Annotated in this window: 18 protein-coding genes and 1 pseudogene; 15 read left to right on the top strand and 4 right to left on the bottom strand. The window is 71.8% G+C overall.

The genetic code is table 11. The features are described from left to right. Positions 1-40 precede the first annotated feature (40 nt). From JQN84_RS16125 to JQN84_RS16085, 9 genes are all read left to right on the top strand, one after another. Entirely contained in the window at positions 41-991 is a 951-nt protein-coding gene (locus tag JQN84_RS16125; RefSeq protein WP_204959192.1) for a branched-chain amino acid ABC transporter permease, read from the top strand. Continuing rightward, positions 988-2,133: a branched-chain amino acid ABC transporter permease gene (locus JQN84_RS16120; RefSeq protein WP_204959191.1), complete on the top strand. Its 1,146-nt coding sequence runs from the start codon at positions 988-990 to the stop codon at positions 2,131-2,133. Before JQN84_RS16125 ends, JQN84_RS16120 begins: the two co-directional genes overlap by 4 nt. After that, entirely contained in the window at positions 2,126-2,971 is an 846-nt protein-coding gene (locus JQN84_RS16115; protein ID WP_372445987.1) for an ABC transporter ATP-binding protein, read from the top strand. The genes JQN84_RS16120 and JQN84_RS16115 overlap by 8 nt, the downstream gene beginning before the upstream one ends. After that, positions 2,961-3,671 carry an ABC transporter ATP-binding protein gene (locus JQN84_RS16110; protein ID WP_204959190.1) on the top strand — a complete coding sequence of 237 codons (711 nt, stop codon included), beginning with the start codon at positions 2,961-2,963 and terminating at the stop codon, positions 3,669-3,671. Before JQN84_RS16115 ends, JQN84_RS16110 begins: the two co-directional genes overlap by 11 nt. 29 nt (positions 3,672-3,700) lie before the next feature. Beyond that, on the top strand, positions 3,701-4,606 hold the full coding sequence (locus JQN84_RS16105) for an ABC transporter substrate-binding protein (RefSeq protein ID WP_204959189.1): 906 nt from the start codon (positions 3,701-3,703) through the stop codon (positions 4,604-4,606). A gap of 6 nt (positions 4,607-4,612) precedes the next feature. Then, positions 4,613-5,602 carry an amino acid ABC transporter permease gene (locus JQN84_RS16100; RefSeq protein WP_204959188.1) on the top strand — a complete coding sequence of 330 codons (990 nt, stop codon included), beginning with the start codon at positions 4,613-4,615 and terminating at the stop codon, positions 5,600-5,602. Then, positions 5,599-6,435 (top strand): amino acid ABC transporter ATP-binding protein, encoded by an 837-nt coding sequence (locus JQN84_RS16095; RefSeq protein WP_281895719.1) that lies wholly within the window; start codon positions 5,599-5,601, stop codon positions 6,433-6,435. The genes JQN84_RS16100 and JQN84_RS16095 overlap by 4 nt, the downstream gene beginning before the upstream one ends. A gap of 72 nt (positions 6,436-6,507) precedes the next feature. Further along, positions 6,508-9,216 carry a DNA polymerase I gene (polA, locus tag JQN84_RS16090; RefSeq protein WP_204959187.1) on the top strand — a complete coding sequence of 903 codons (2,709 nt, stop codon included), beginning with the start codon at positions 6,508-6,510 and terminating at the stop codon, positions 9,214-9,216. A 38-nt stretch (positions 9,217-9,254) separates the two neighbouring features. Continuing rightward, complete coding sequence (locus JQN84_RS16085) at positions 9,255-9,815, top strand: cysteine hydrolase family protein (RefSeq protein ID WP_204959186.1); 561 nt, start codon at positions 9,255-9,257, stop codon at positions 9,813-9,815. A gap of 73 nt (positions 9,816-9,888) precedes the next feature. On the opposite strand, the gene JQN84_RS16080 is transcribed toward JQN84_RS16085, so the two are convergent. The 3 genes from JQN84_RS16080 to JQN84_RS16070 all read right to left on the bottom strand — a co-directional run bounded on the left by JQN84_RS16080 (position 9,889) and on the right by JQN84_RS16070 (position 11,839). Continuing rightward, positions 9,889-10,236 carry a DUF3140 domain-containing protein gene (locus JQN84_RS16080; protein ID WP_204926051.1) on the bottom strand — a complete coding sequence of 116 codons (348 nt, stop codon included), beginning with the start codon at positions 10,234-10,236 and terminating at the stop codon, positions 9,889-9,891. Positions 10,237-10,326: 90 nt separating this feature from the next. Continuing rightward, complete coding sequence (locus JQN84_RS16075; protein WP_204959624.1) at positions 10,327-10,878, bottom strand: Uma2 family endonuclease; 552 nt, start codon at positions 10,876-10,878, stop codon at positions 10,327-10,329. A 151-nt stretch (positions 10,879-11,029) separates the two neighbouring features. Continuing rightward, positions 11,030-11,839 (bottom strand): class I SAM-dependent methyltransferase, encoded by an 810-nt coding sequence (locus JQN84_RS16070; RefSeq protein ID WP_204959185.1) that lies wholly within the window; start codon positions 11,837-11,839, stop codon positions 11,030-11,032. Positions 11,840-12,225: 386 nt separating this feature from the next. Here JQN84_RS16070 and rpsA point away from each other — a divergent pair, with 386 nt between their 5' ends. Both rpsA and coaE read left to right on the top strand, forming a co-directional pair. Next, the gene (gene rpsA, locus JQN84_RS16065; protein WP_204959184.1) at positions 12,226-13,725 is read left to right on the top strand and encodes a 30S ribosomal protein S1; all 1,500 of its coding nucleotides are present in this window, start codon (positions 12,226-12,228) and stop codon (positions 13,723-13,725) included. Positions 13,726-13,934: 209 nt separating this feature from the next. Beyond that, positions 13,935-15,143: a dephospho-CoA kinase gene (gene coaE, locus JQN84_RS16060; protein ID WP_204959183.1), complete on the top strand. Its 1,209-nt coding sequence runs from the start codon at positions 13,935-13,937 to the stop codon at positions 15,141-15,143. Between the two features lie 45 nt (positions 15,144-15,188). Here coaE and JQN84_RS16055 read toward each other — a convergent pair whose 3' ends face one another. Continuing rightward, positions 15,189-16,610, bottom strand: coding sequence for an amino acid adenylation domain-containing protein (locus JQN84_RS16055; RefSeq protein ID WP_204959182.1), 1,422 nt, complete (start codon positions 16,608-16,610; stop codon positions 15,189-15,191). A gap of 548 nt (positions 16,611-17,158) precedes the next feature. Between JQN84_RS16055 and uvrB the strand changes: the two genes are divergently transcribed. From uvrB to JQN84_RS16035, 4 genes and pseudogenes are all read left to right on the top strand, one after another. After that, complete coding sequence (uvrB, locus tag JQN84_RS16050; RefSeq protein ID WP_204959181.1) at positions 17,159-19,267, top strand: excinuclease ABC subunit UvrB; 2,109 nt, start codon at positions 17,159-17,161, stop codon at positions 19,265-19,267. Then, positions 19,264-20,181: an AraC family transcriptional regulator gene (locus tag JQN84_RS16045; RefSeq protein ID WP_281895734.1), complete on the top strand. Its 918-nt coding sequence runs from the start codon at positions 19,264-19,266 to the stop codon at positions 20,179-20,181. The genes uvrB and JQN84_RS16045 overlap by 4 nt, the downstream gene beginning before the upstream one ends. A gap of 23 nt (positions 20,182-20,204) precedes the next feature. Then, the gene (locus JQN84_RS16040) at positions 20,205-20,573 is read left to right on the top strand and encodes a VOC family protein (RefSeq protein ID WP_204959180.1); all 369 of its coding nucleotides are present in this window, start codon (positions 20,205-20,207) and stop codon (positions 20,571-20,573) included. 161 nt (positions 20,574-20,734) lie between these two features. Further along, positions 20,735-21,592 (top strand): annotated as a pseudogene (locus tag JQN84_RS16035) (helix-turn-helix domain-containing protein); the annotation flags it as partial. Positions 21,593-21,610 lie beyond the last annotated feature (18 nt).

The raw sequence follows: 21,610 nt of genomic DNA, 5'->3' as shown, positions 1-21,610 counted from the left end.
GCACCACCTGTTTCTCCACACCTGACGGAGCGGCCCTCCCGTGAACTTCGACGGACTGTTCTCCAACTTCGGGGAACTCACCACGACCGGCCTGACACAGGGTGCGATCTACGCCCTGGTCGCGCTCGGCTACACGCTGGTCTACGGCGTACTCAGACTCATCAACTTCGCTCACTCCGAGGTCTTCATCGCCGGCGCGTTCGCCGCCATCTGGACCTGGAACGGCTTCGGCCTCAACCAGGACTCCCAGGTCAGCGGGCTCGGCTCGATCCTGTTCTACCTGCTCGTCGCGATGATCGTCGCGGCCATCGCGTCGGCCGGCACGGCCACCGTGATCGAGCGGGTGGCGTACCGCCCGCTGCGCAAGCGCAACGCACCACCGCTGGCCTTCCTGATCACCGCGATCGGCGCGTCCATCGCGATCTCGGAGGCGTTCGGCGTCTACACCCGCCGGCTCCCCGAGAGCGCGCCCAAGCTGGTCAGCTCCGAGCCCGTGTTCCACCTCTTCGGCGTGCCGATCAGCGCGGTGCAGCTGCTCACCCTCGGCGCCGCGCTGGTGATGATGGTCGCCTTGGACCAGTTCATCAACCGCAGCCGGGTCGGCCGGGGCATCCGGGCGGTCGCCCAGGACCCCAACACCGCCGCGCTGATGGGCGTGAACAAGGACCGGATCATCCTGATGGTCTTCATCGCCGGCGGTTCCATGGCCGGCGTCGCCGGCCTGCTCTACGACGTGCGGATCCAGACCCTGACCTACAGCGTCGGCTTCCTGCTCGGCCTCAAGGCGTTCACCGCCGCGGTGCTCGGCGGTATCGGCAACCTGCGGGGCGCCCTGGTCGGCGGCCTGCTGCTGGGTGTGGTGGAGAACTACGCCTCGGGGCTGTTCGGCAGCCAGTGGAAGGACTTCGCCGCCTTCGCCGTGCTGGTGGTGCTGCTGATGTTCCGGCCGACCGGTCTGCTGGGCGAATCGCTGGGAAGGGCACGGGCATGACAACGACGGTTAATCCGCCGACCCCCGAGCAGCAGCAGGGGATCGGGACACGGCTGCGGCACGGCCGCGAGGCCGTCGCGCAGCGCTGGCACGACGCCCCGCGCTGGGTGCGCTGGGTGGCGCTGGCGGCGCTGATCGCGTTCTTCTACGCGCTGCCCAACAAGGAGTTCTACCAGTACCTGGGGCCGATCCCGACCACGGGCTCCAACTTCACCCAGGTGCTCTTCACCGTCTCGATCTACGTGCTGCTCGCGGTCGGGTTGAACATCGTGGTCGGCTTCGCCGGCCTGCTCGACCTCGGCTACTTCGGCTTCTTCGCCGTCGGCGCGTACACCGTGGCGGTGTTGACCTCGCCGAGCAGCGACCTCAAGACGCTGTGGCCGTGGCTGCTGGTGGTGCCGATCGCGATCGCCCTCACCATGGTTTCCGGGGTCATGCTCGGCACCCCGACCCTGCGGCTGCGCGGTGACTACCTGGCGCTGGTGACGCTCGGCTTCGCCGAGATGATCCGGATCGCGGCGACCAGCTCCGAGTTCCTCAAGGGCCAGCGGGGCTTCAACCAGATCCCGCACCCGCCCGGCAAGTACGCCGACGGCAAGCCGTTCTTCGGGGTGCTCGACGCCCGCCCGTACTACTGGCTGGTGCTCACGCTGATCATCCTGGTGGTGATCGGGGTGCGGAACCTGACCCACAGCCGGGTCGGCCGGGCCTGGATCTCGATCCGCGAGGACGAGGACGCCGCCCAGCTGATGGGCGTGCCGACGTTCAAGTTCAAGCTCTGGGCGTTCGCCTCGGGTGCGGCGATCGCCGGCCTCGCCGGTGCGCTCTTCGCCGGCAAGCAGAACTTCGTCAACTCGCAGAACTTCGAGCTGCTCAACTCGATCATCATCCTGGCCGCGGTCATCCTGGGCGGCTCGGGCAACATCGTCGGCGCGATCGTCGGCGGCGGCCTGGTGGCGTACATGATCGAGCGGTTCCGCGGCATCGAGCTGTTCGGCGTGGAGCTGTACGAGTACCGGTTCCTCTTCTTCGGCCTGGTGCTCGTGCTGATGATGATCTTCCGGCCGCAGGGCCTCATCCCGAACCGACGACGGGCGGCGGAGTTCAAGGACCGCCGCAAGGAGGTGATCGTCGGTGAGTGACACCGAACAGACCCCGGCCGTACCGGCCCAGGCGGGCGCGCCCGCCGTCGAGACCATCCCCGGGCGGGAACCGCTGCTGGAGGTCGACCACGTCACGCTGCGCTTCGGCGGCGTGGTGGCGCTCAACGACGTCGACTTCACCCTCTACAAGGGGGAGATCCTCGGGCTGATCGGCCCGAACGGCGCCGGCAAGACCACCTGCTTCAACGCGATGACCGGCATCTACCAGCCCAGCGAGGGTCAGATCCGGTTCCGCGGCGAGAAGATCAGCGGCAAGAAGCGGCACCAGATCACCAAGATGGGCATGGCGCGGACGTTCCAGAACATCCGCCTCTTCCCGGAGATGACCGCGCTGGAGAACGTGCAGGTCGGTGCCGACGCGCACCACAAGACCAGCGTGATCTCGGCGCTGCTGCGGCTGCCCCGGCACTGGCGCGAGGAGCGTGAGGGCCGGGAGAAGGCCGAACGGCTGCTGGAGTTCGTCGGCATCCGGCCCCGGATGCACGAGTTCGCCCGCAACCTGTCCTACGGCGAGCAGCGTCGGCTGGAGATCGCCCGGGCCCTGGCCACCGAACCGGTGCTGCTCTGCCTGGACGAGCCGGCCGCCGGCTTCAACCCGGCGGAGAAGGAGGAGCTGCTCCAGCTCATCCGGCAGATCCGCGACACCGGCGTGACCGTGCTGCTGATCGAGCACGACATGCGCCTGGTCATGGGTGTCACCGACCGGATCGTGGTGCTGGAGTTCGGGAAGAAGATCGCCGAGGGGCTGCCCGCCGAGGTGCGGGACAACCCGAAGGTGGTCGCGGCGTACCTGGGGGTACCGGACGATGCTGCTTGAGATTGACGACGTCAGCCTGCTGTACGGGCGCATCCAGGCGCTGCACGGGATCAGCCTGACCGTGGGGGAGGGCGAGATCGTCGCCCTGATCGGCGCGAACGGCGCCGGTAAGTCCACCACCATGCGGGCGATCTCCGGCATCCGGCCGATCGCCTCCGGGGCGATCCGCTTCGAGGGCGAGGACATCTCCAAGCTCCGGGCGGACCTGCGGGTCCGGCGGGGGCTGTGCCAGGCCCCGGAGGGTCGCGGCATCTTCCCCGGCATGACCGTGCTGGAGAACCTCGACATGGGCGCCTACACCCGGCGGGACCGGGCGGGCATCGCCCAGGACCTCAACCGGGTGCTGGAGCTGTTCCCCCGGCTGGCCGAGCGGCGCAAGCAGGCCGGCGGCACCCTCTCCGGCGGCGAGCAGCAGATGTTGGCCGTCGGCCGGGCGCTGATGAGCCGGCCCAAGCTGCTGCTGCTCGACGAGCCGTCGATGGGTCTGGCCCCGATGCTGATCCAGCAGATCTTCTCCATCATCACCGAGATCAACGAGCAGGGCACCACGATCCTGCTGGTGGAGCAGAACGCGCAGCAGGCGCTCGCCCGGGCCCACCGGGCGTACGTGCTGGAGACCGGCCGCATCGTCAAGAGCGGCACCGGCGCCGACCTGCTGCACGACCCGTCGGTCAAAGAGGCCTACCTGGGCGTGGCCTGACCGTCGCCCCCTCGCAAAGGAGTACACGCATGTTCCACCTCACCCCTGGTCGGCGGGCGGCGTTCGGCGTCGCCGGCGCGACCGCCCTGCTGCTCTCCCTCGCCGCCTGTGGCGAGGAGGAGAGCACCGAGCAGCCCGGCGGCGGTCCCTCGGTCAGCGCGTCGGCCGACACCTCGCTGGCCGACAAGGTCCCGGCGGCCATCAAGGCCGACGGCAAGATCGTCGTGGGCACCGACTCGACGTACGCCCCGGCGGAGTTCCTCGACAGCGACGGCAAAACGGTGATCGGCTTCGACGTGGAGCTGTTCACCGCCGTGGCGGCGAAGCTCGGCCTCAAGGCGGAGTTCGTCTCCGCGCCGTTCGGCGACATCATCTCCGGCGTGAGCACCGGCAAGTACGAGGTGGGCGTCTCGTCGTTCACCATCAACGACGAGCGCAAGCAGCAGGCCAACATGGTCAGCTACTTCCAGGTCGGCACCCAGTGGGTGACCAAGAAGGGCAACCCGGCCGGCGTCACGATCGACGACGCCTGCGGCAAGAAGATCGCCGTGCAGAAGGACACCGTCCAGGTCGAGGACATCCAGAAGCGCTCCAAGACCTGCACCGACGCCGGTAAGCCGGCGATCACCGTCGAGCAGTTCCCCGGCCAGGACGCCGCCACCGCCGCGGTGGTCTCCGGCAAGGACGACGCGATGCTCGCCGACTACCCCGTCGGGGTGTACGCGGTGACCCAGTCCAACGACGCCCTCGAACTGCTCGACAAGCAGTACGAGGCGGCCCCGTACGGCTACGTGGTCGGCAAGGACCAGGCGGCGTTCGCCGAGGCGGTGCGGGACGCGACCAAGGCGCTGATCGCCGACGGGTCGTACAAGTCGGTGCTGGACAAGTGGAAGGTGGCGGACGGCGCGATCACGGACCCCGCGATCAACCCGTAACAGGTCATGGAATCCCACGACACTTCCACCGTACGGGCGCGGCCGGAGCCTCTCCGCGCCGTGCCCGTACGGCACCCGGGGCGCTGGGTCGCGGTCGCCGTGCTGGCCGTGCTGGTCGCCATGTTCGTCCACCTGCTGGTCACCAACGACGCGTTCAACTGGTCGTTCATGGTGGACAAGATGTTCCGTCCGCCGATCATCGAGGGGCTGCTGCGCGGCACGGTGCTGATGACGGTGAGCGCGATGCTCATCGGCGTCACGCTGGGTGTGGTGGTGGCGGTGATGCGGCTGTCGGACAATCCGATCCTGCGCGGGGTCGCCTGGCTCTACACCTGGTTCTTCCGGGCGGTGCCCCGGCTGGTGCTGCTGGCGGTCTTCGGCAACATCGGCATCCTGTGGAGCCGGATCGAGTTCGGGGTGCCGTTCGACACCCAGCTCGGCCAGCTCTTCGGCATCGACAACCTGCAACTGCGGCTGTTCGGCTTCTCCTCCCGGGACATCCTCACCGGTTTCATGGCCGGCCTGCTGGGGTTGGCGCTGTCCGAGGCGGCCTACATGGCCGAGATCGTCCGGGCCGGCATCCAGTCGGTCGACGAGGGGCAGACCGAGGCGGCCCAGGCGCTGGGCATGAGCCGGGGGCAGCTGCTGCGTCGGGTGGTGCTGCCGCAGGCGATGCGGGTGATCATCCCGCCGACCGGCAACGAGACCATCGCGATGCTCAAGGACACCTCGCTGCTGCTCTACGTGCCGGTGAGCGTGGAGCTGTTCTTCCAGCTCGACGCGGTCGGCAAACGGACCTTCCAGATCTTCCCGATGTACGTGGCCGCCTGCCTGTGGTACCTCTTCCTGACCAGCATCCTGCTGGTCGGGCAGTACTTCCTGGAGCGGCACTTCGGCAAGGGCTACGGCCCGGCCGGCCGGGCCCGGCTGCGGTTGCGCGGGATGGCGGCGGAGACCGGTGGCGGCGGCAACGCGGGGACGGTGGGTCAGGCATGAGCGAGCTGATTCCCGGCCAGGCGGGTGCTCCCGCCGCCGAGTCGGGCCGGGCCGGTGCGTCGGCCGACGGGTCCGGGCTGATGGTGCGGGCCGAGCAGGTGCACAAGTCGTTCGGGCCGCTGGAGGTGCTCAAGGGCATCGACCTGGAGGTCCGGTCGGGCGAGGTGTGCTGCCTGCTGGGGCCGTCCGGCTCCGGCAAGTCGACCTTCCTGCGCTGCATCAACCACCTGGAGAAGATCAACGCCGGGTCGATCCGGGTGGACGGCGAGCTGATCGGCTACCGGGAGCGCGGCGGCCGGCTGCACGAGATGCGGGAGAAGGAGGTGGCCGCGCAGCGCCGTTCGATCGGGATGGTGTTCCAGCGGTTCAACCTCTTCCCGCACATGACGGTGCTGGGCAACGTGACCGAGGCGCCGGTGCTGCTGGGCCGGGAGAAGAAGGCGGCGGCCCGGGAGCGGGCCGCGCAGCTGCTGGAACGGGTGGGGCTGGGCGACAAGCTCGGCGCGTACCCCGGTCAGCTCTCCGGCGGGCAGCAGCAGCGGGTGGCGATCGCCCGCGCGTTGGCGATGCGGCCGAAGCTGATGCTCTTCGACGAGCCGACCAGCGCGCTCGACCCGGAACTGGTCGGCGAGGTCCTGGACGTGATGAAGGACCTTGCCCGGGACGGGATGACCATGATCGTGGTGACCCACGAGATCGGTTTCGCCCGGGAGGTCGGCGACACGCTGGTCTTCATGGACGGCGGCGTGGTCGTCGAGTCCGGCGACCCGCGCGAGGTGATCGCCAATCCGCAACACGAGCGGACCAGGACGTTCCTCGCCAAGGTGCTCTGAGTTCCGGTCCACCCCCGGCGGCGGCCGTGCCGCCGCCGGGGGTTGTCGGGGGTACGGGCTAGAGTCGCTGCCGTGACAGCTACGACGCCGCGCCTGCTCCTCGTCGACGGACATTCCATGGCATACCGGGCGTTCTTCGCCCTGCCGGTGGAGAACTTCTCCACCACGACGGGGCAGCCGACCAACGCGGTCTACGGCTTCACCTCGATGCTGATCAACGTGCTCCGCGACGAGCAGCCCACCCACATCGTGGTCGCCTTCGACGTCTCCCGCCGCTCCTTCCGCACCGAGAAGTACGCGGAGTACAAGGCCGGCCGCAGCGAGACCCCGGCCGACTTCAAGGGCCAGGTCAGCCTGGTCAAGGAGGTCCTCGACGCGCTGCGCATCCCGGTCGTCGAGCGGGAGGGCTACGAGGCCGACGACGTGATCGCCACCCTCGCCTGCCAGGCCCGCGACCAGGGCATGCAGGTGCTGATCAGCACCGGCGACCGGGACGCCTTCCAGCTCGTCGGCGACGACGTCACCGTGCTCTACCCGCGCAAGGGCGTCTCCGACCTGGCCCGGATGGACCCGGCGGCGATCGAGGCCAAGTACGGCGTCGGCCCGCAGCGCTACCGCGACCTGGCTGCCCTGGTCGGCGAGACCAGCGACAACCTGCCCGGCATCCCCGGCGTCGGCCCGAAGACGGCCGCCAAGTGGATCAACACCTACGGCGGGGTCGAGGGCGTGATCGCGCACGCCGACGAGATCAAGGGCAAGGCCGGCGACAGCCTGCGCGAGCGGCTCGCCGACGTGATCCGCAACTACGAGATCAACTGCCTGGTCTCCGACCTGGAGCTGCCGATCCGCCCCGAGGACGCCCGCTGGCAGGGCTGGGACCGCGAGGCCGTGCACCAGGTCTTCGACACCCTCCAGTTCCGCATCCTGCGTGACCGGCTGTATCAATACCTGGAGGCGGTGGAGCCGGAGGCCGAGGCCGGCTTCGACCTGGCCGGCGAGCGGCTCACCGCCCCCGGCGCGCTGGTCGACTGGCTGGCCGCGCACGTCCCCGCCGGCACCCAGGTCGGCGTGGCGGTGAAGACGCCGGCCAAGCCGAAGGACCCCCGCGAGCGCTACGAGCCGCAGCTCGACGCGCTGGCCCTCGCGCTGGCCAGCGGCCCGGCCGCCTGGCTCGACCCGGCGACGTTGGCCGAGGCCGACGAATGCGCCCTGGCCGACTGGTTGGCCGACCCCCGGCAGCCCAAGGTGCTGCACGACAGCAAGCATGCCCGGCTGGCGTTCGCCGCGCGGGGCTGGTCGCTGGCCGGCGTCGCCCGGGACACCGAGCTGGCCGCCTACCTGGCCCGCCCCGACCAGCGCTCCTACGACCTGACCGACCTGGCGCTGCGCTACCTGCACCGTGAGCTGCGGGTCGACGCGCCGGAGACCGGGCAGCTCACCTTCGACGGCCTCGGCGACGACGGTGAGGCCGAGCAGAACCTGATGCTCCAGGCGCGCGCCACCCTCGACCTGGCCGACGCGATCGACGCCGAGCTGTCCCGCGACGGCGAGCAGTCCGCCCGGCTGATGGCCGAGGTGGAGCTGCCGCTGTCCGAGGTGCTGGCGGGGATGCAACGCGTCGGCATCGGCGCCGACCTGGACTACCTCCAGGAACTGGAGGCGCACTTCGCGGGCGAGGTGAAGTCCGCCGCCCAGAGCGCGTACGCCGCCGTGGGGCGGGAGTTCAACCTCGGCTCGCCCAAGCAGCTCCAGGAGCTGCTCTTCGGGGAGCTGGGGCTGCCCAAGACCAAGAAGATCAAGACCGGTTACACCACCGACGCCGACGCGCTCCAGTGGCTCTACGCCCAGAACCCGCACCCCGTGCTGGAGCACCTGCTGCGCCACCGGGACGTGGCGAAGCTCAAGACCACCGTCGACGGCCTGCTCAAGTCGGTCGCCGACGACGGGCGCATCCACACCACGTTCAAGCAGACGGTGGCGGCCACCGGCCGGCTCTCCTCCACCGACCCCAACCTCCAGAACATCCCGATCCGCACCGAGGAGGGCCGGCGCATCCGTCGGGCCTTCGTGGTGGGCGACGGCTACCAGACGCTGCTCACCGCCGACTACAGCCAGATCGAGATGCGGATCATGGCGCACCTGTCGTTGGACGAGGCGCTGATCGAGGCGTTCAACTCCGGCCACGACTTCCACGCCGCCACCGCGTCGTCGGTCTTCACCGTCCCGGTCGGCGAGGTCACCGCCGACCAACGCCGCAAGATCAAAGCGATGAACTACGGCCTGGCGTACGGCCTGAGCGCCTTCGGCCTGTCGCAGCAGCTCGGCATCACCGCCGAGGAGGCCCGGGGGCTGATGGAGAACTACTTCGCCGGGTTCGGCGGCGTCCGCGACTACCTCCAGGAGGTGGTGGCCCGCGCCCGCCAGGACGGCTACACCTCCACCGTCCTGGGTCGCCGCCGCTACCTGCCCGACCTGGTCAGCGACAACCGGCAGCGCCGGGACATGGCCGAGCGGATGGCGCTCAACGCCCCCATCCAGGGCTCGGCGGCCGACATCATCAAGGTCGCCATGCTGCGCGTCGATACCGCGCTGCGCGACGCCGGGCTGCGCTCCCGGATGCTGCTCCAGGTGCACGACGAGCTGGTCTTCGAGGTCGCCCCCGACGAGCGGGAGGCGTTGGAGACGCTGGTCCGGCAGGAGATGGGGGCGGCGTACCCGCTGTCGGTGCCGCTGGAGGTCTCCGTCGGCGTCGGCCGGGACTGGAACAGCGCCGACCACTAGCCTCCGCACCCACCGCACCGGCCAGACCAGGGGGAGACATGAGCACACTCGCCGACCGGCCGCACACCGCACTGCTCGTCGTCGACGTGCAGAACGGGGTCGTCGCCGGGGCGTACCGGCGTGACGACGTGGTCGCCAACATGGCTGCCCTGGTGCGGCGGGCCCGCCGGGAGGGGGTGCCCGTCGTCTGGGTGCGGCACTCCGACGCCCGGCTCGTCCCCGGCGGTGACGACTGGCAGATCGTGCCCGAGCTGGTCCCGGCCGAGGCGGAACCGCTGGTCGACAAGCGCTACGGCGACTCCTTCGAGGACACCGAGCTGGAGTCGGTGCTGGCCGGGCTGCGCGTCGGGCGGCTCGTGGTGGTCGGCGCGCAGACCGACGCGTGCGTCCGGTCGACCCTGCACGGCGCGTTCGTGCGGGGCTACGACACCACGCTGGTCGCCGACGCCCACACCACCCAGGACCGCACACGGTGGGGCGCGCCGCCGCCCGGGCAGGTCGTCGCGCACACCAACCTCTACTGGACGCACCAGCAGGCCCCGGGGCGCACGGCCGGCACGGTCGCCACGAAGGACGTCGACTTCGCCACGACGGCCTGACCCCACCCTCCGGCTGTCGCGGCCGGCCCGCCTGACCCGGGCAGCACCTGGCCCGGCGGCAGGCCCGGCCCGGTCAGCGCAGCGGGTCGTGGCCCCAGTTCATCAGCGACCAGCGCCACTTCGTGTCCCGGACGTCGCCGGCCGGTCGCTGCGCCAGGTGCCGGTGCACGTAGCCGATCACCGTGCGCATGTGCCGGTAGTCGGCGGCGGACAGTTCGGCCCGCTTACGGCGCAGCAGGTCGACGATCCGGCGGCCCGACGAGTGCCCCACCGACTCGCCGCCACCGGACCGGCCACCCTTGTGCCAGCCGACCTGCTTGGACTCGGGCGTCTGCAACCAGGACGACAGCTCCCCGGGTTTCATGTTCACCGCCTCGGTGAACTCCCGGTAGGTCTGCTGCGGGTCGTCAGCGCGGCTCACGGTGCGGCGCTGGAACCGGTGCTCGGCCATGGCCGGCGGGTACCCGGCGGCACCGCCCGGAAACACCGGCCCGGCGGCCACCGGGCCGGGCTACGGGGTGATCTCGGCGATCGGCAGTTTGATGTCGAACGGTTCGGTCAGCTCGATCAGCTCGGCGCTGTCGGCGACCAACTCGTACTGCCGCTCCCCGCCGGGGCCGACCCGGTCGCCGATCCGGTACGCGTAGAGGTGCACCGGGTCCTGTTCGACGCGCCAGTAGAACGGGATGCCGGCGGCGGCGTACTCACCGGGTTTGGCGAACCGGTCGACCCGTCGGGTGCCGGGCGAGACGATCTCCACCGCGAGCAGGACGTCGGAAGGGCGCAGGCGGAACCGGTCGGCCGGCACCTCGGCCCGGTAGAGCAGCACGTCCGGCTGACGGCTGGTGTTGGCGCTCAACCCGACCCCGACCGCCTGGGCGACCCGGAGGCGGTCGGGCACCCGGCTGTGCAGCCACAACCACAGCAGGCTGGCGATGTTCTGATGGCCCAGGGTGGGTGAGGGCGTCACCTGGATCACTCCGTCGACGAGCTCGACGCGGGGGGCGTCGTCCGGCAGGGCGAGCAGATCCTCCAGCGTGTAGTCGGCACGCTGCTGCCGCATCGGGTCCGGACACCAGGGGCCAGGTGATGTCGGGATGGACTCGGCGCTCATGACGGCAGCGTACCGCCGGGCACGGGGCGTCAGGGCGCACCGGCGGTGCGACGGCGGCCGTTCGGCGCCGTGGAACGCCGGCCGGTCAGGTGGTGCTCGGTCAGGTGGTGGCCGGCTTCTCGGTGACGAAGATGGCGGTGCCGGGGAAGAGCCGCCCACGTAGCGGGCTCCACTGCCCCCAGGTATCCCGGTGGCCGGCCGGCCACTCCGGTTCCACCAGGTCGACCAGGCGGAAGCCGGCACCGATCAGTTCGCGGATCCGGTCGCCGAGGGTGCGGTGCTGCTCCACGTAGCTGGCCACCCCCCGCTCGTCCTGCTCGACGTAGGGGGAGCGGTCGAAGTACGAGTGCACGGCGGTGAGCCCGCCCTCGCCGGGGTCGTCCAGGAAGACCCAGCGCATCGGGTGGGTCACCGAGAACACCCAGCGCCCGCCGGGGCGCAGCACCCGGTGCACCTCGGCCATCAGGGCGGCCGAGTCGGCGACGAACGGGATCGCCCCGAACGCCGTGCAGGCGATGTCGAACGACGCCCCGGCGAACGGCAGGGCCAACGCGTCGGCCTGCACCAGCGGGACGCGTACCCCGGTGGTGCCGGCGGCGCGGGTGGCGTGCCGCAGCATGCCGGCGGAGAGGTCGAAGGCGACCGGCTCGGCCCCCTGGGTGGCCAGCCAGCGGGCGCAGGACGCCGCGCCGCAGCCGACCTCCAGCACCCGTCGCCCGGCCAGCTCGCCGAGCAGCCGCGCCTCGGACTCGCGCAGCCCCTCCGGGCACCAGCGGAAGTCCACCTCGCCCAGGAAGGCCCCGTGTTCGGCCTGGTAGTCGTCGGCATCGGCGTCCCACCAGCCGCGGTTGGCCCGCCGTGCCTCGGTGTCGCCCACCCGGCGTCGGATCACCCGCTCGTCGTCGTCCACCCGTTCACGCTAGGCCCTGCGGTGGCGTCGTCCGCCGGACCCCGGCGTGCGCGGCGCGGCGGACGGCCGTACGCTGTCGGTCCCGTGGGGCGGATGTGACGGATGAGACAGCGGAGGTGCTTTCCCACCGAAATCTCCGCTTTCGCAGCAGACGAGGTCGTGAGGACCCGGGAGGGCTTGCACGCTGTGGTAATGCAGCGGGTAGGCTAGACGATGCGCTCGTGGATCGTGTACCTCGGCAGGGAGCAGGTGCGCGGTCACCGGAGCACCGATGATCCTCTCTTGGCGATCGTCAGGTGGGGTCGGTGGCGGATCCGCTGGCGCGAACGGGTCACTGCGACACCACGCCTGCTGTGACAACCCATCCGACCGGAGCAACCGCCCACATGACGAGCAGCATCGAGGCCCCCTCGAGCGCCACCCGGGTCACCCACGACGATCTCGGTTCCGAGGAGGCTTTCCTCGCCGCGATCGACGAGACCATCAAGTACTTCAACGACGGCGACATTGTCGAAGGCACCGTCGTCAAGGTCGATCGGGACGAGGTCCTGCTCGACATCGGCTACAAGACCGAGGGTGTCATCCCCTCGCGGGAGTTGTCGATCAAGCACGACGTGGACCCCGCCGAGGTCGTCTCGGTCGGTGACCACATCGAGGCCCTGGTCCTCCAGAAGGAGGACAAGGAGGGGCGGCTGATCCTCTCCAAGAAGCGGGCGCAGTACGAGCGGGCCTGGGGCACGATCGAGAAGATCAAGGACGAGGACGGTGTCGTCCGCGGCTCGGTCATCGAGGTCGTCAAGGGTGGTCTCATCCTCGACATCGGCCTGCGCGGCTTCCTGCCCGCGTCGCTGGTCGAGATGCGGCGGGTGCGTGACCTGCAGCCGTACGTCGGCCGCGAGCTCGAAGCCAAGATCATCGAGCTGGACAAGAACCGCAACAACGTGGTCCTGTCCCGCCGGGCCTGGCTGGAGCAGACGCAGTCCGAGGTGCGCACCGAGTTCCTCAACAAGCTCCAGAAGGGGCAGGTCCGCAAGGGCGTCGTCTCCTCGATCGTCAACTTCGGCGCGTTCGTCGACCTGGGCGGCGTGGACGGCCTGGTGCACGTCTCCGAGCTGTCCTGGAAGCACATCGACCACCCGTCCGAGGTCGTCGAGGTGGGCCAGGAGGTCGAGGTCGAGGTCCTGGACGTCGACCTGGACCGCGAGCGGGTCTCGCTGTCGCTGAAGGCGACCCAGGAGGACCCGTGGCGGCAGTTCGCCCGGACCCACGCGATCCAGCAGATCGTGCCGGGTAAGGTCACCAAGCTGGTGCCGTTCGGCGCGTTCGTCCGGGTCGACGACGGCATCGAGGGCCTGGTCCACATCTCCGAGCTGGCCGAGCGCCACGTGGAGATCCCGGAGCAGGTCGTCCAGGTCGGCTCCGAGGTCATGGTCAAGGTCATCGACATCGACCTGGAGCGCCGCCGGATCTCGCTGTCGCTCAAGCAGGCCAACGAGGGCTTCGTCGAGGGCGAGGAGCACTTCGACCCGACCCTCTACGGCATGGCCGCGACGTACGACAACGAGGGCAACTACATCTACCCGGAGGGCTTCGACCCGGAGACGGGCGAGTGGCTCGAAGGGTACGACAAGCAGCGCGAGACCTGGGAGAACCAGTACGCCGAGGCGCGTCAGCGCTGGGAGGCCCACACCAAGCAGGTGCAGACCTCCCGGGCCGCCGACGCCGAGGCCGCTGCCAACCCGGCTCCGCCCGTGGCCGCCGGTGGTGGCACCACCACCTCGACCAGCTCGTCGACCCCGAGCCGGCAGGCCGAGGAGCCGGCCGGCACCCTGGCCACCGACGAGGCGCTCGCCGCGCTGCGGGAGAAGCTCGCCGGCGGCAAGTGAGCCGGACGCTGCCTCCCACCCGGTACGACGTCTGACGTCACCGGGTCCGGGTAGCCGCTGACACAGGAGCCCCGCCCCCGATCCGCCACGCGGACCGGGGGCGGGGCTCTGTGCCGTCCGGGTGCCTCCGCTCCCGTCCCGCGACGGGGCGATCGACTCAGGGGTGGGGCGGTGTGGTGGGGTGGGAGGCGGTCCGGTTGACTGGGCGGGTGCTGAGGGTGGGGTTGACCGGCGGCATCGGGTCCGGCAAGAGCGCCGTGGCGACCCGGCTGGCCGAGCGGGGCGCGGTGATCGTCGACTCGGACCGGATCGCCCGGGAGGTGGTGGCACCGGGCACCGAGGGGCTGGCCGCGATCGTCGCCGCCTTCTCCGAGCGGGTGCTGGCCGCCGACGGGACGCTGGACCGGGCGGCGCTGGGCGCACTGGTCTTCGCCGACGCGACCGCCCGTCGCCGGCTGGAGGAGATCACCCATCCCCGGGTACGGGCCCGGTCCGCCGAGCTGTTCGCCGCGGCACCCGCCGACGCGGTGGTGGTCAACGACGTACCGCTGCTGGTGGAGGTGGGGCTCGCGCCGACGTACCACCTGGTGGTGGTGGTGCGGACGGCCGTGGCCATCCGGGTGGAGCGGTTGGTGCGGACCCGGGGGATGAGCCGCGCGGAGGCCGAGCGGCGGATCGCCGCGCAGGCCGACGACGCCCGTCGCCGCGCGGCGGCCGACGTGGTGCTCGACAACGAGGGCGGCCTCGACGAGCTGCACGCCGCCGTGGACGCCCTCTGGTCGGCACGCCTGGTGCCCTACGAACGTAACGTGCGGGAACAGCTGGTGGTCCCGGGTGGGCCGGCGGTGTCGACCGCGCCGGACCCGACCTGGCCGCAGCAGTACGCCCGGATCGCCGCCCGGATCCGGCACGCGCTGGCCCCCGACGACCTGCGGATCGACCATGTCGGTCCCACCGCTGTCCCGGGGCTGGCCGGGCGGGACGTCATCGACGTGCAGGTGACCGTGCCGTCGATGGCCGAGGCGGACGGCCCGGTGGCGCGCCGGCTCGCCGACGCCGGGTTCCCGAGGGTGCCAGGCGTGCAAGGGAACCGCCCCCGCTGGGCGGACCGCGACGCCGGGACGGGTGGGGACGGTGACGGGGGCTGGGCGCAGCGGTTGCACGGCAGCGCCGATCCGGGCCGGCCGGTCGCCGTGCACCTGCGGGTGGCGGGATCGGCCGGTTGGCGGCACGCCCTGCTGATGCGGGACCACCTGCGCGCGGACCCCGATCGGCGGGCGGCGTACCTGCTGGTGAACCGGGAGGCGGCGGCGTCGGCACCGGACGGCGACGGGGCCGGCACCGCCGCCGACCCGTGGTTCGCCGAGGAGTACCTGCGGGCGCAGGAGTGGGCGGCGCGGACCGGCTGGCGGCCCTGACCGGCTGCCGTCCTGCCGGGTCAGCCTGACGGTGCTGCCGCCGGGTCAGCCTGGCCGGGCTGGCGGGGGCGGTTTCCGGTGGGTGGGGACGATCCCCGCCGGCAGCGGGCCGGGGGTCAGCTCCAGTTGCGCCCACAGCCCGCCGGTGGTGCGCAGCTCCAACCGGTGCAGGAAGCCGGAACGGTCCAGCCAGTACCGCAGCCGCTGGCCCTGGCGGCGTACCTCGAACACGTCCACCGGGCGGTCGGCCCGTCGGTCGCTGCGGACGTGGACCGTCGTGGTCGTGTCCCGGCTCGGCGTGGCGGCCCGCACCGCCGCCTCGACCAGCGTGTCCAACTCGTCGGCCGGCCGGGCCGCGAGCCGCCAGCCGGCCCCGGTCGGCAGCGGCAGCGGCGGTGCCGCCGACGGGCCGGAGGCCGCGGTGTGCGGTCCGACCGGTACGTCCGCCCGGGCGAAGCCGGCCCGGTCCCGACGCCGCAGCGTCCGGCGGCCGAGGGTGTCCAGTTCGGCGACGGACAGGTAGGCGACGCCGGCCGTCCAGCTCAGCCAGCCGCCGCCGCGCAGGTTGGCGGCGCTGCCGAGGGGTGCGGTGACGGTGACCGCCGCGCTCCCGGTCCCGGAGCGCAGCCGGGTGGCGAGCCGGTCCAGCCGGGCGGTCTCCTCGTCGGTGGGGGCGCGGGGCAGGCCGGGCCGGCCGCCGAGCACGTCGACGGGCCAGGGGGTCGGCCGGTCGAACCGGTCCAGGTCGACCGTGATCGGGGTGCCGTCGGCGAGCCGACCCGCCCAGCGGCGCAGCCGCGCGTCGCGGTCGACCCACCAGCGGGGGTCGGCGTCGTCGGCCGGACGCCCGTCCGGCACGGCGGTGGCGGGTGCCGTGGTGGCCTGTGGGTTGGCCGTGGGCGCTCCGGTGGCGGGTCCTGCAGCTGGCCACAGCGCCGCTTGGAGGACGTCGACCTGGTCGCCGCCGAGGGTCTCCCGGCCGAGCCACCGGCCGCCTCCGGCGCGCAGCGCAGCGGCGGGTGCGGCCCGGTCGGCGGCGAGGGCGAAGAGCACGGTGAGCGCCCCGCCCAGGCCCCGCCCGGGTGCCGGGTTCCGCAGCCGCCAGCGGTCACCGGGCGGCACCAGCGGTGGCCGGCCCGGGGCCACGATCGCGGCGGGGTCGGGGCGCTGCACCACCGCCGACGGGGTGGCCTGCACCAGGCCCCGGTCCGGTCCGGCTCCCGGGCCGCCGACGTCGAGGTAGGCCAGCGGGCGGGACCAGTCGACCCAGCCGACCAGGTCGGTGCGCCCGGCCCCGGTGCCGACGGCCACCCGTACCCCGGCCCGGACGTCCCGGTAGGTGCCGACCCGGACGGCGGCGAGCCGCTCGGCCTCGTCGTCGGTGAGGGCCCGCGCCGTGGTGGTCGGGGCGGGTGCGCCGGAGACCAGGCCGGCCACGAGGGCCGTTGCGGCCGTGACGGCGACCACGACCAGGGCGACCAGGGTGGTCCGTCGCCGGCCCGGTGTGCCGTCCGCGGCGGCGTCGCGGTGGTGGCGGCCGGCGCGGCGGTGGTCCGGACCGGCTCCCGATGGGCGTGGTGGCTGATCGGGCGAGGTGTCCACGTGTGGTTGAACGGGCCGGCCGGGGCGGAGTGACGCCGCCGGGGTCAGCCGGACCGGAGTGACGCCGCCGGGGTCGGACGGGGCGCTGCGGGGCAGACGGGGTGCCGGTGGCGGATCGGTGGTGCCGGTGGGGGTGGGGGAGACGTGCAGGGGCGCTCGCGGCGGCCGGTCTGCGCCAGGGGCGCGACCACGCGGGATGCGCACGCCGGTGATGTCCGGGTGCTGCGACCCCAGGTGCCGGGCGGTGGGAGCCTGTCGAGGGCCCGGCCACCGCCGCGGTCGGCCGCCGCGAGCGGCCTACGCTGTCCAGGCTAGCCGGCTGCGATGTGGGCCACAATGGCAATATCGAAGCTGATCACCGGCTGTCCGGCGATCGCGGTGAAGTGTCGGACCCGCGGCGTACCGTGGGGGTCATGGCGCTCGACATTCCCCGGCTCGACGGTCGCTTCCAGGTCGTCAGCGAGTTCCAGCCGGCCGGCGACCAGCCGGCCGCCATTGATGATCTTGAGCGCCGGGTCCGGCGTGGTGATCGTAACACCGTGCTGCTCGGCGCCACCGGCACCGGCAAGAGCGCCACCACGGCGTGGCTGGTCGAGCGGCTGCAACGGCCGACCCTGGTGCTCGCCCCCAACAAGACCCTCGCCGCCCAGCTCGCCAAGGAGTTCAGCGAGCTGCTCCCGCACAACTCGGTCGAGTACTTCGTCTCCTACTACGACTACTACCAGCCCGAGGCGTACATCCCGCAGACCGACACCTACATCGAGAAGGACTCCTCGATCAACGAGGAGGTCGAGCGGCTGCGGCACAAGGCGACCATGTCGCTGCTCACCCGGCGGGACACGATCGTGGTGGCGACCGTCTCGGCCATCTACGGCCTGGGCACCCCGGAGGAGTACCTCGACCGGGCCGTGCGGGTCGTCGTCGGGCAGGAACTCGACCGCGACCAGTTGCTGCGCCGCCTGGTCGACATCCAGTACACCCGCAACGACATGGCCTTCCAGCGGGGCACGTTCCGGGTCCGGGGCGACACTCTGGAGATCATCCCGGCATACGAGGAGCTGGCCGTCCGGATCGAGCTGTTCGGCGACGAGGTGGAGAAGCTCTACTACCTCAACCCGCTCACCGGGGACGTGGTCAGGGAGGTCGACAATCTGCTGATCTTCCCGGCCACCCACTACGCGGCCGGCCCGCAGCGGATGGAGCGGGCCACCCGGGACATCGAGGCCGAGCTGGCCGACCGGCTGGCCGAGCTGGAACGGCAGGGCAAGCTGCTGGAGGCGCAGCGGCTGCGGATGCGCACCACCTACGACCTGGAGATGATGCGGCAGGTCGGCTTCTGCTCAGGCATCGAGAACTACTCGATGCACATCGACGGCCGGTTGCCCGGCAGCCCGCCGCACTGCCTGCTCGACTACTTCCCCGACGACTTCCTCACCGTGGTCGACGAGTCGCACGTCACCATCCCGCAGATCGGCGGCATGTTCGAGGGCGACGCCTCGCGCAAGCGGATGCTCATCGACCACGGCTTCCGGCTGCCCAGTGCCGCCGACAACCGGCCGCTGCGCTTCGACGAGTTCCTGGAGCGGGTCGGCCAGTTGGTCTTCCTCTCCGCCACCCCCGGCCCGTGGGAGTTGGAGCAGGCCCAGGGCGAGTTCGTCGAGCAGGTCATCCGCCCCACCGGTCTGATCGACCCGGAGGTCGTGATCAAACCGACCAAGGGGCAGATCGACGACCTGATGCACGAGATCAAGCTGCGCACCGAGCGCGACGAGCGGGTGCTGGTCACCACGCTGACCAAGAAGATGGCCGAGGACCTGTCCGACTACCTGCTGGAGAACGGCATCCGGGTGCGTTACCTGCACTCCGAGGTCGACACCCTGCGCCGGGTGGAGCTGCTGCGCGAGCTGCGCAAGGGCGACTACGACGTGCTGGTCGGCATCAACCTGCTGCGGGAGGGTCTCGACCTGCCCGAGGTCTCCCTGGTGGCGATCCTCGACGCCGACAAGGAGGGCTTCCTGCGCAGCGGCCGGTCGCTGATCCAGACCATCGGCCGGGCCGCCCGTAACGTCTCCGGCCAGGTCCACATGTACGCCGACAAGATCACCCCCTCGATGGCGTCGGCGATCGACGAGACCAACCGTCGCCGGGCCAAGCAGATCGCGCACAACGAGGCGCACGGGATCAGCCCCGAGCCGCTGCGCAAGAAGATCCACGACATCCTCGACGACATCTACCGGGAGGCGGAGGACACCGAGAGCGCCCGGGTCGGCGGTGCCGCGCGGCAGCTGTCCCGGGGCAAGGCCCCGGTCAAGGAGACCCGCAGCCGCAGTCGGGCCACCGCCGGCACGCCGTCGCGGGAGGGGATGGCCCGCGCCGACCTGGCCCAGCTCATCCAGGAGCTCAACGACCAGATGCTCGCCGCCGCCCGGGAGTTGCAGTTCGAGTTGGCCGCGCGGATCCGTGACGAGGTCGCCGATCTCAAGAAGGAGCTGCGGGGGATGGACGCCGCCGGGGTGAAGTGACGGACGGGCCGGTGCTGGACGAGGTGCGTGTCGGCCTGCCGGCGGCACGGCTGCGTCCCGTCGTGGGCCGGTACCTGGGCTACCGGGAGGGTGCTCCGGTGGGCGTGGAGTCGGGGCGGGACGCGCCGGCACTGGTACGGCACGAGGCGGCCGGCGCGTTCGTGGTCCTCATCCTCGGCTGGGGCGCCCCGCTCGACGTGCTGAACCCGCGCTCGGCGGCGCACAGCGCGTACCGGGTGGACTCGTTCGTGGCCGGGCCGTACGACGGCTACTGCACGACCTCGACGGCCGGTGCCGGGGCGGGGGTGCAGTTGCTGCTCACCCCGCCTGCGGCCCGCCGGGTCCTCGGGGTGCCGTTGGGGGAGTTGACCAACCGGGCGGTGGCGCTCGACGGGTTGCCCGACCCGTGGCTTCACCGGTTGCGGGCCCGGCTGGCCGGGGCACCGGACTGGCCACACCGGTTCGCCCTGCTCGACGCGGCGCTCGACGCCCGGCTGGCGGACGCCGACCCGGTCGATCCGCACCTCGACCGGGCCTGGGACCTGCTCACCGGCTCGGCCGGCCGGATCGGCATCGGCGGGTTGGCCGACGAGTTGGGGTGGAGCCGCCGGCACCTGGCCGCGCGGTTCCGCCGGGAACTGGGGCTGGGCCCGAAGACGACCGCCCGGCTGCTGCGTTTCCAGCGGGCGTACGCGGCGCTGGGCCGGCAGGACGCGGTCTCCGCCGGGCCCGCCCCACCTGAGGGTCCCGGGTCGGTGGACGGCCGGACGGGGCCAATGGACGGCTGGGCCGGGCTGGCGGCACGCTGGGGGTACTACGACCAGTCGCACCTGATCCGGGAGTTCCGGGAGTTCACCGGGACGACCCCGGCGGCGCTGGGCCGGCCGGGTTCCCATTCGTCCAATCCGGGCTGACCGGTGGGCGGCACACTCGGCGCATGACGAACATCTACCCGACCTTCCGGTACCCCGACGCGCGGGCGGCGATCGACTGGCTCTGCGCCGCGTTCGGGTTCCGGGTCCACGCGGTGCACGACGGTCCGGACACGACGGTGGCACACGCCGAACTGGCGCTCGGCGACGGCATCGTCATGCTCGGCACCGGCCGGGGTCGACCGGACCGGCCGGCCGACGACGACTACGCCGTCTACGTGGCGGTCGACGACCCGGACGCCCACCACGACCGCGCGCGGGCGGCCGGGGCGGAGATCATCCGCGAGCCGTTCGACACCGACTACGGTTCCCGGGACTATGCGGCCCGGGACCTCGCCGGCAACGTCTGGTCGTTCGGCACCTACCGGCCCTGACCGGGTGCCCCGAACGGCAGCGGTGGAGAACGGGGGGCTGCCGTTCGGGGCCGGACGACGACGGCGTCATCCGAGGACGACTCAGATAGGCGTTGCGGTGTGCAAGCAAAATGTTGCCCTGGGTGATGATCCTGCGTACCCTCCCTCGTGGGGAGGCTGGGATGCCATTGTCATCGAGTCCTGTCATTCGACGCGCGAGGCTCGGCGCCGAGCTGCGCCAGTTGCGCAGACGGGAGGCGCTGACCCTGGAACAGGTCTGCGCCCGGCTGGGCTGGGCCTCCACTTCCAAGTTGTCCCGCATCGAGCTGGGGCAGAGTCGACCCGACCTGGCCGACGTGCTCGACCTGCTCGACATCTACGAGGTCCCGTCGCCGCAGCGTGAGGCGCTGATCGTCATCGCCCGCGACGCGGCGACCGGGCGCGGCTGGTGGAAGGCGCTCGGCGAGATGAGCGAGCGGCAGCGCACCTACGCCGAGCTGGAGGCGGGCGCGGCGACCATCGTGGAGTACCAGCCGACGGTGCTGCCCGGCCTGCTCCAGGCACCCGGCTACGCCAGGTTGCGGATCACGGCCGGCCGGCTGCTGCACCCGGACGTCGACGTCGAGGCCGACCTGCGGGCCCGGCTCACCAGGCAGGGGCTGTTGCGTCGCCCCGAACCGCCGCACTACACCGCCCTGCTCGACGAGCGGGTCTGCGACCCGGCCGGCCTGCCCGCCGACGTCTGGCACGAGCAGTTGGAGCACCTGCTGACCCTCGCCGAGCTGCCGCACGTCACCATCCGGGTGGTGCCGGGGACGGCGGCCCCGCGCGGTGGGGCGTACCCGTTGACCGCCTTCTCCTGTTATTCGTTCCCCGACCCGGCCGATCCGCGCACGGTGATGCTGGAGGCGTTGACCACCGACGTACGGCTGGCCTCCGACGTGGACGTCGGTCGTTACGACCGGATGACCGGCTGGCTGTCCGCCGCCGCGCTCAGCACGGCGGAGACGGTGGAACTGTTCCGCCGCCGGGTCGCCGCCCTGACCGCCGGGCCGGCG

Origin of the sequence: Micromonospora humidisoli, from assembly GCF_016900955.1 — a bacterium.
In the GTDB taxonomy this organism is placed as follows: Bacteria; Actinomycetota; Actinomycetes; order Mycobacteriales; family Micromonosporaceae; genus Micromonospora; species Micromonospora wenchangensis.
This window is presented reverse-complemented; position numbering and strand designations above follow the sequence as displayed.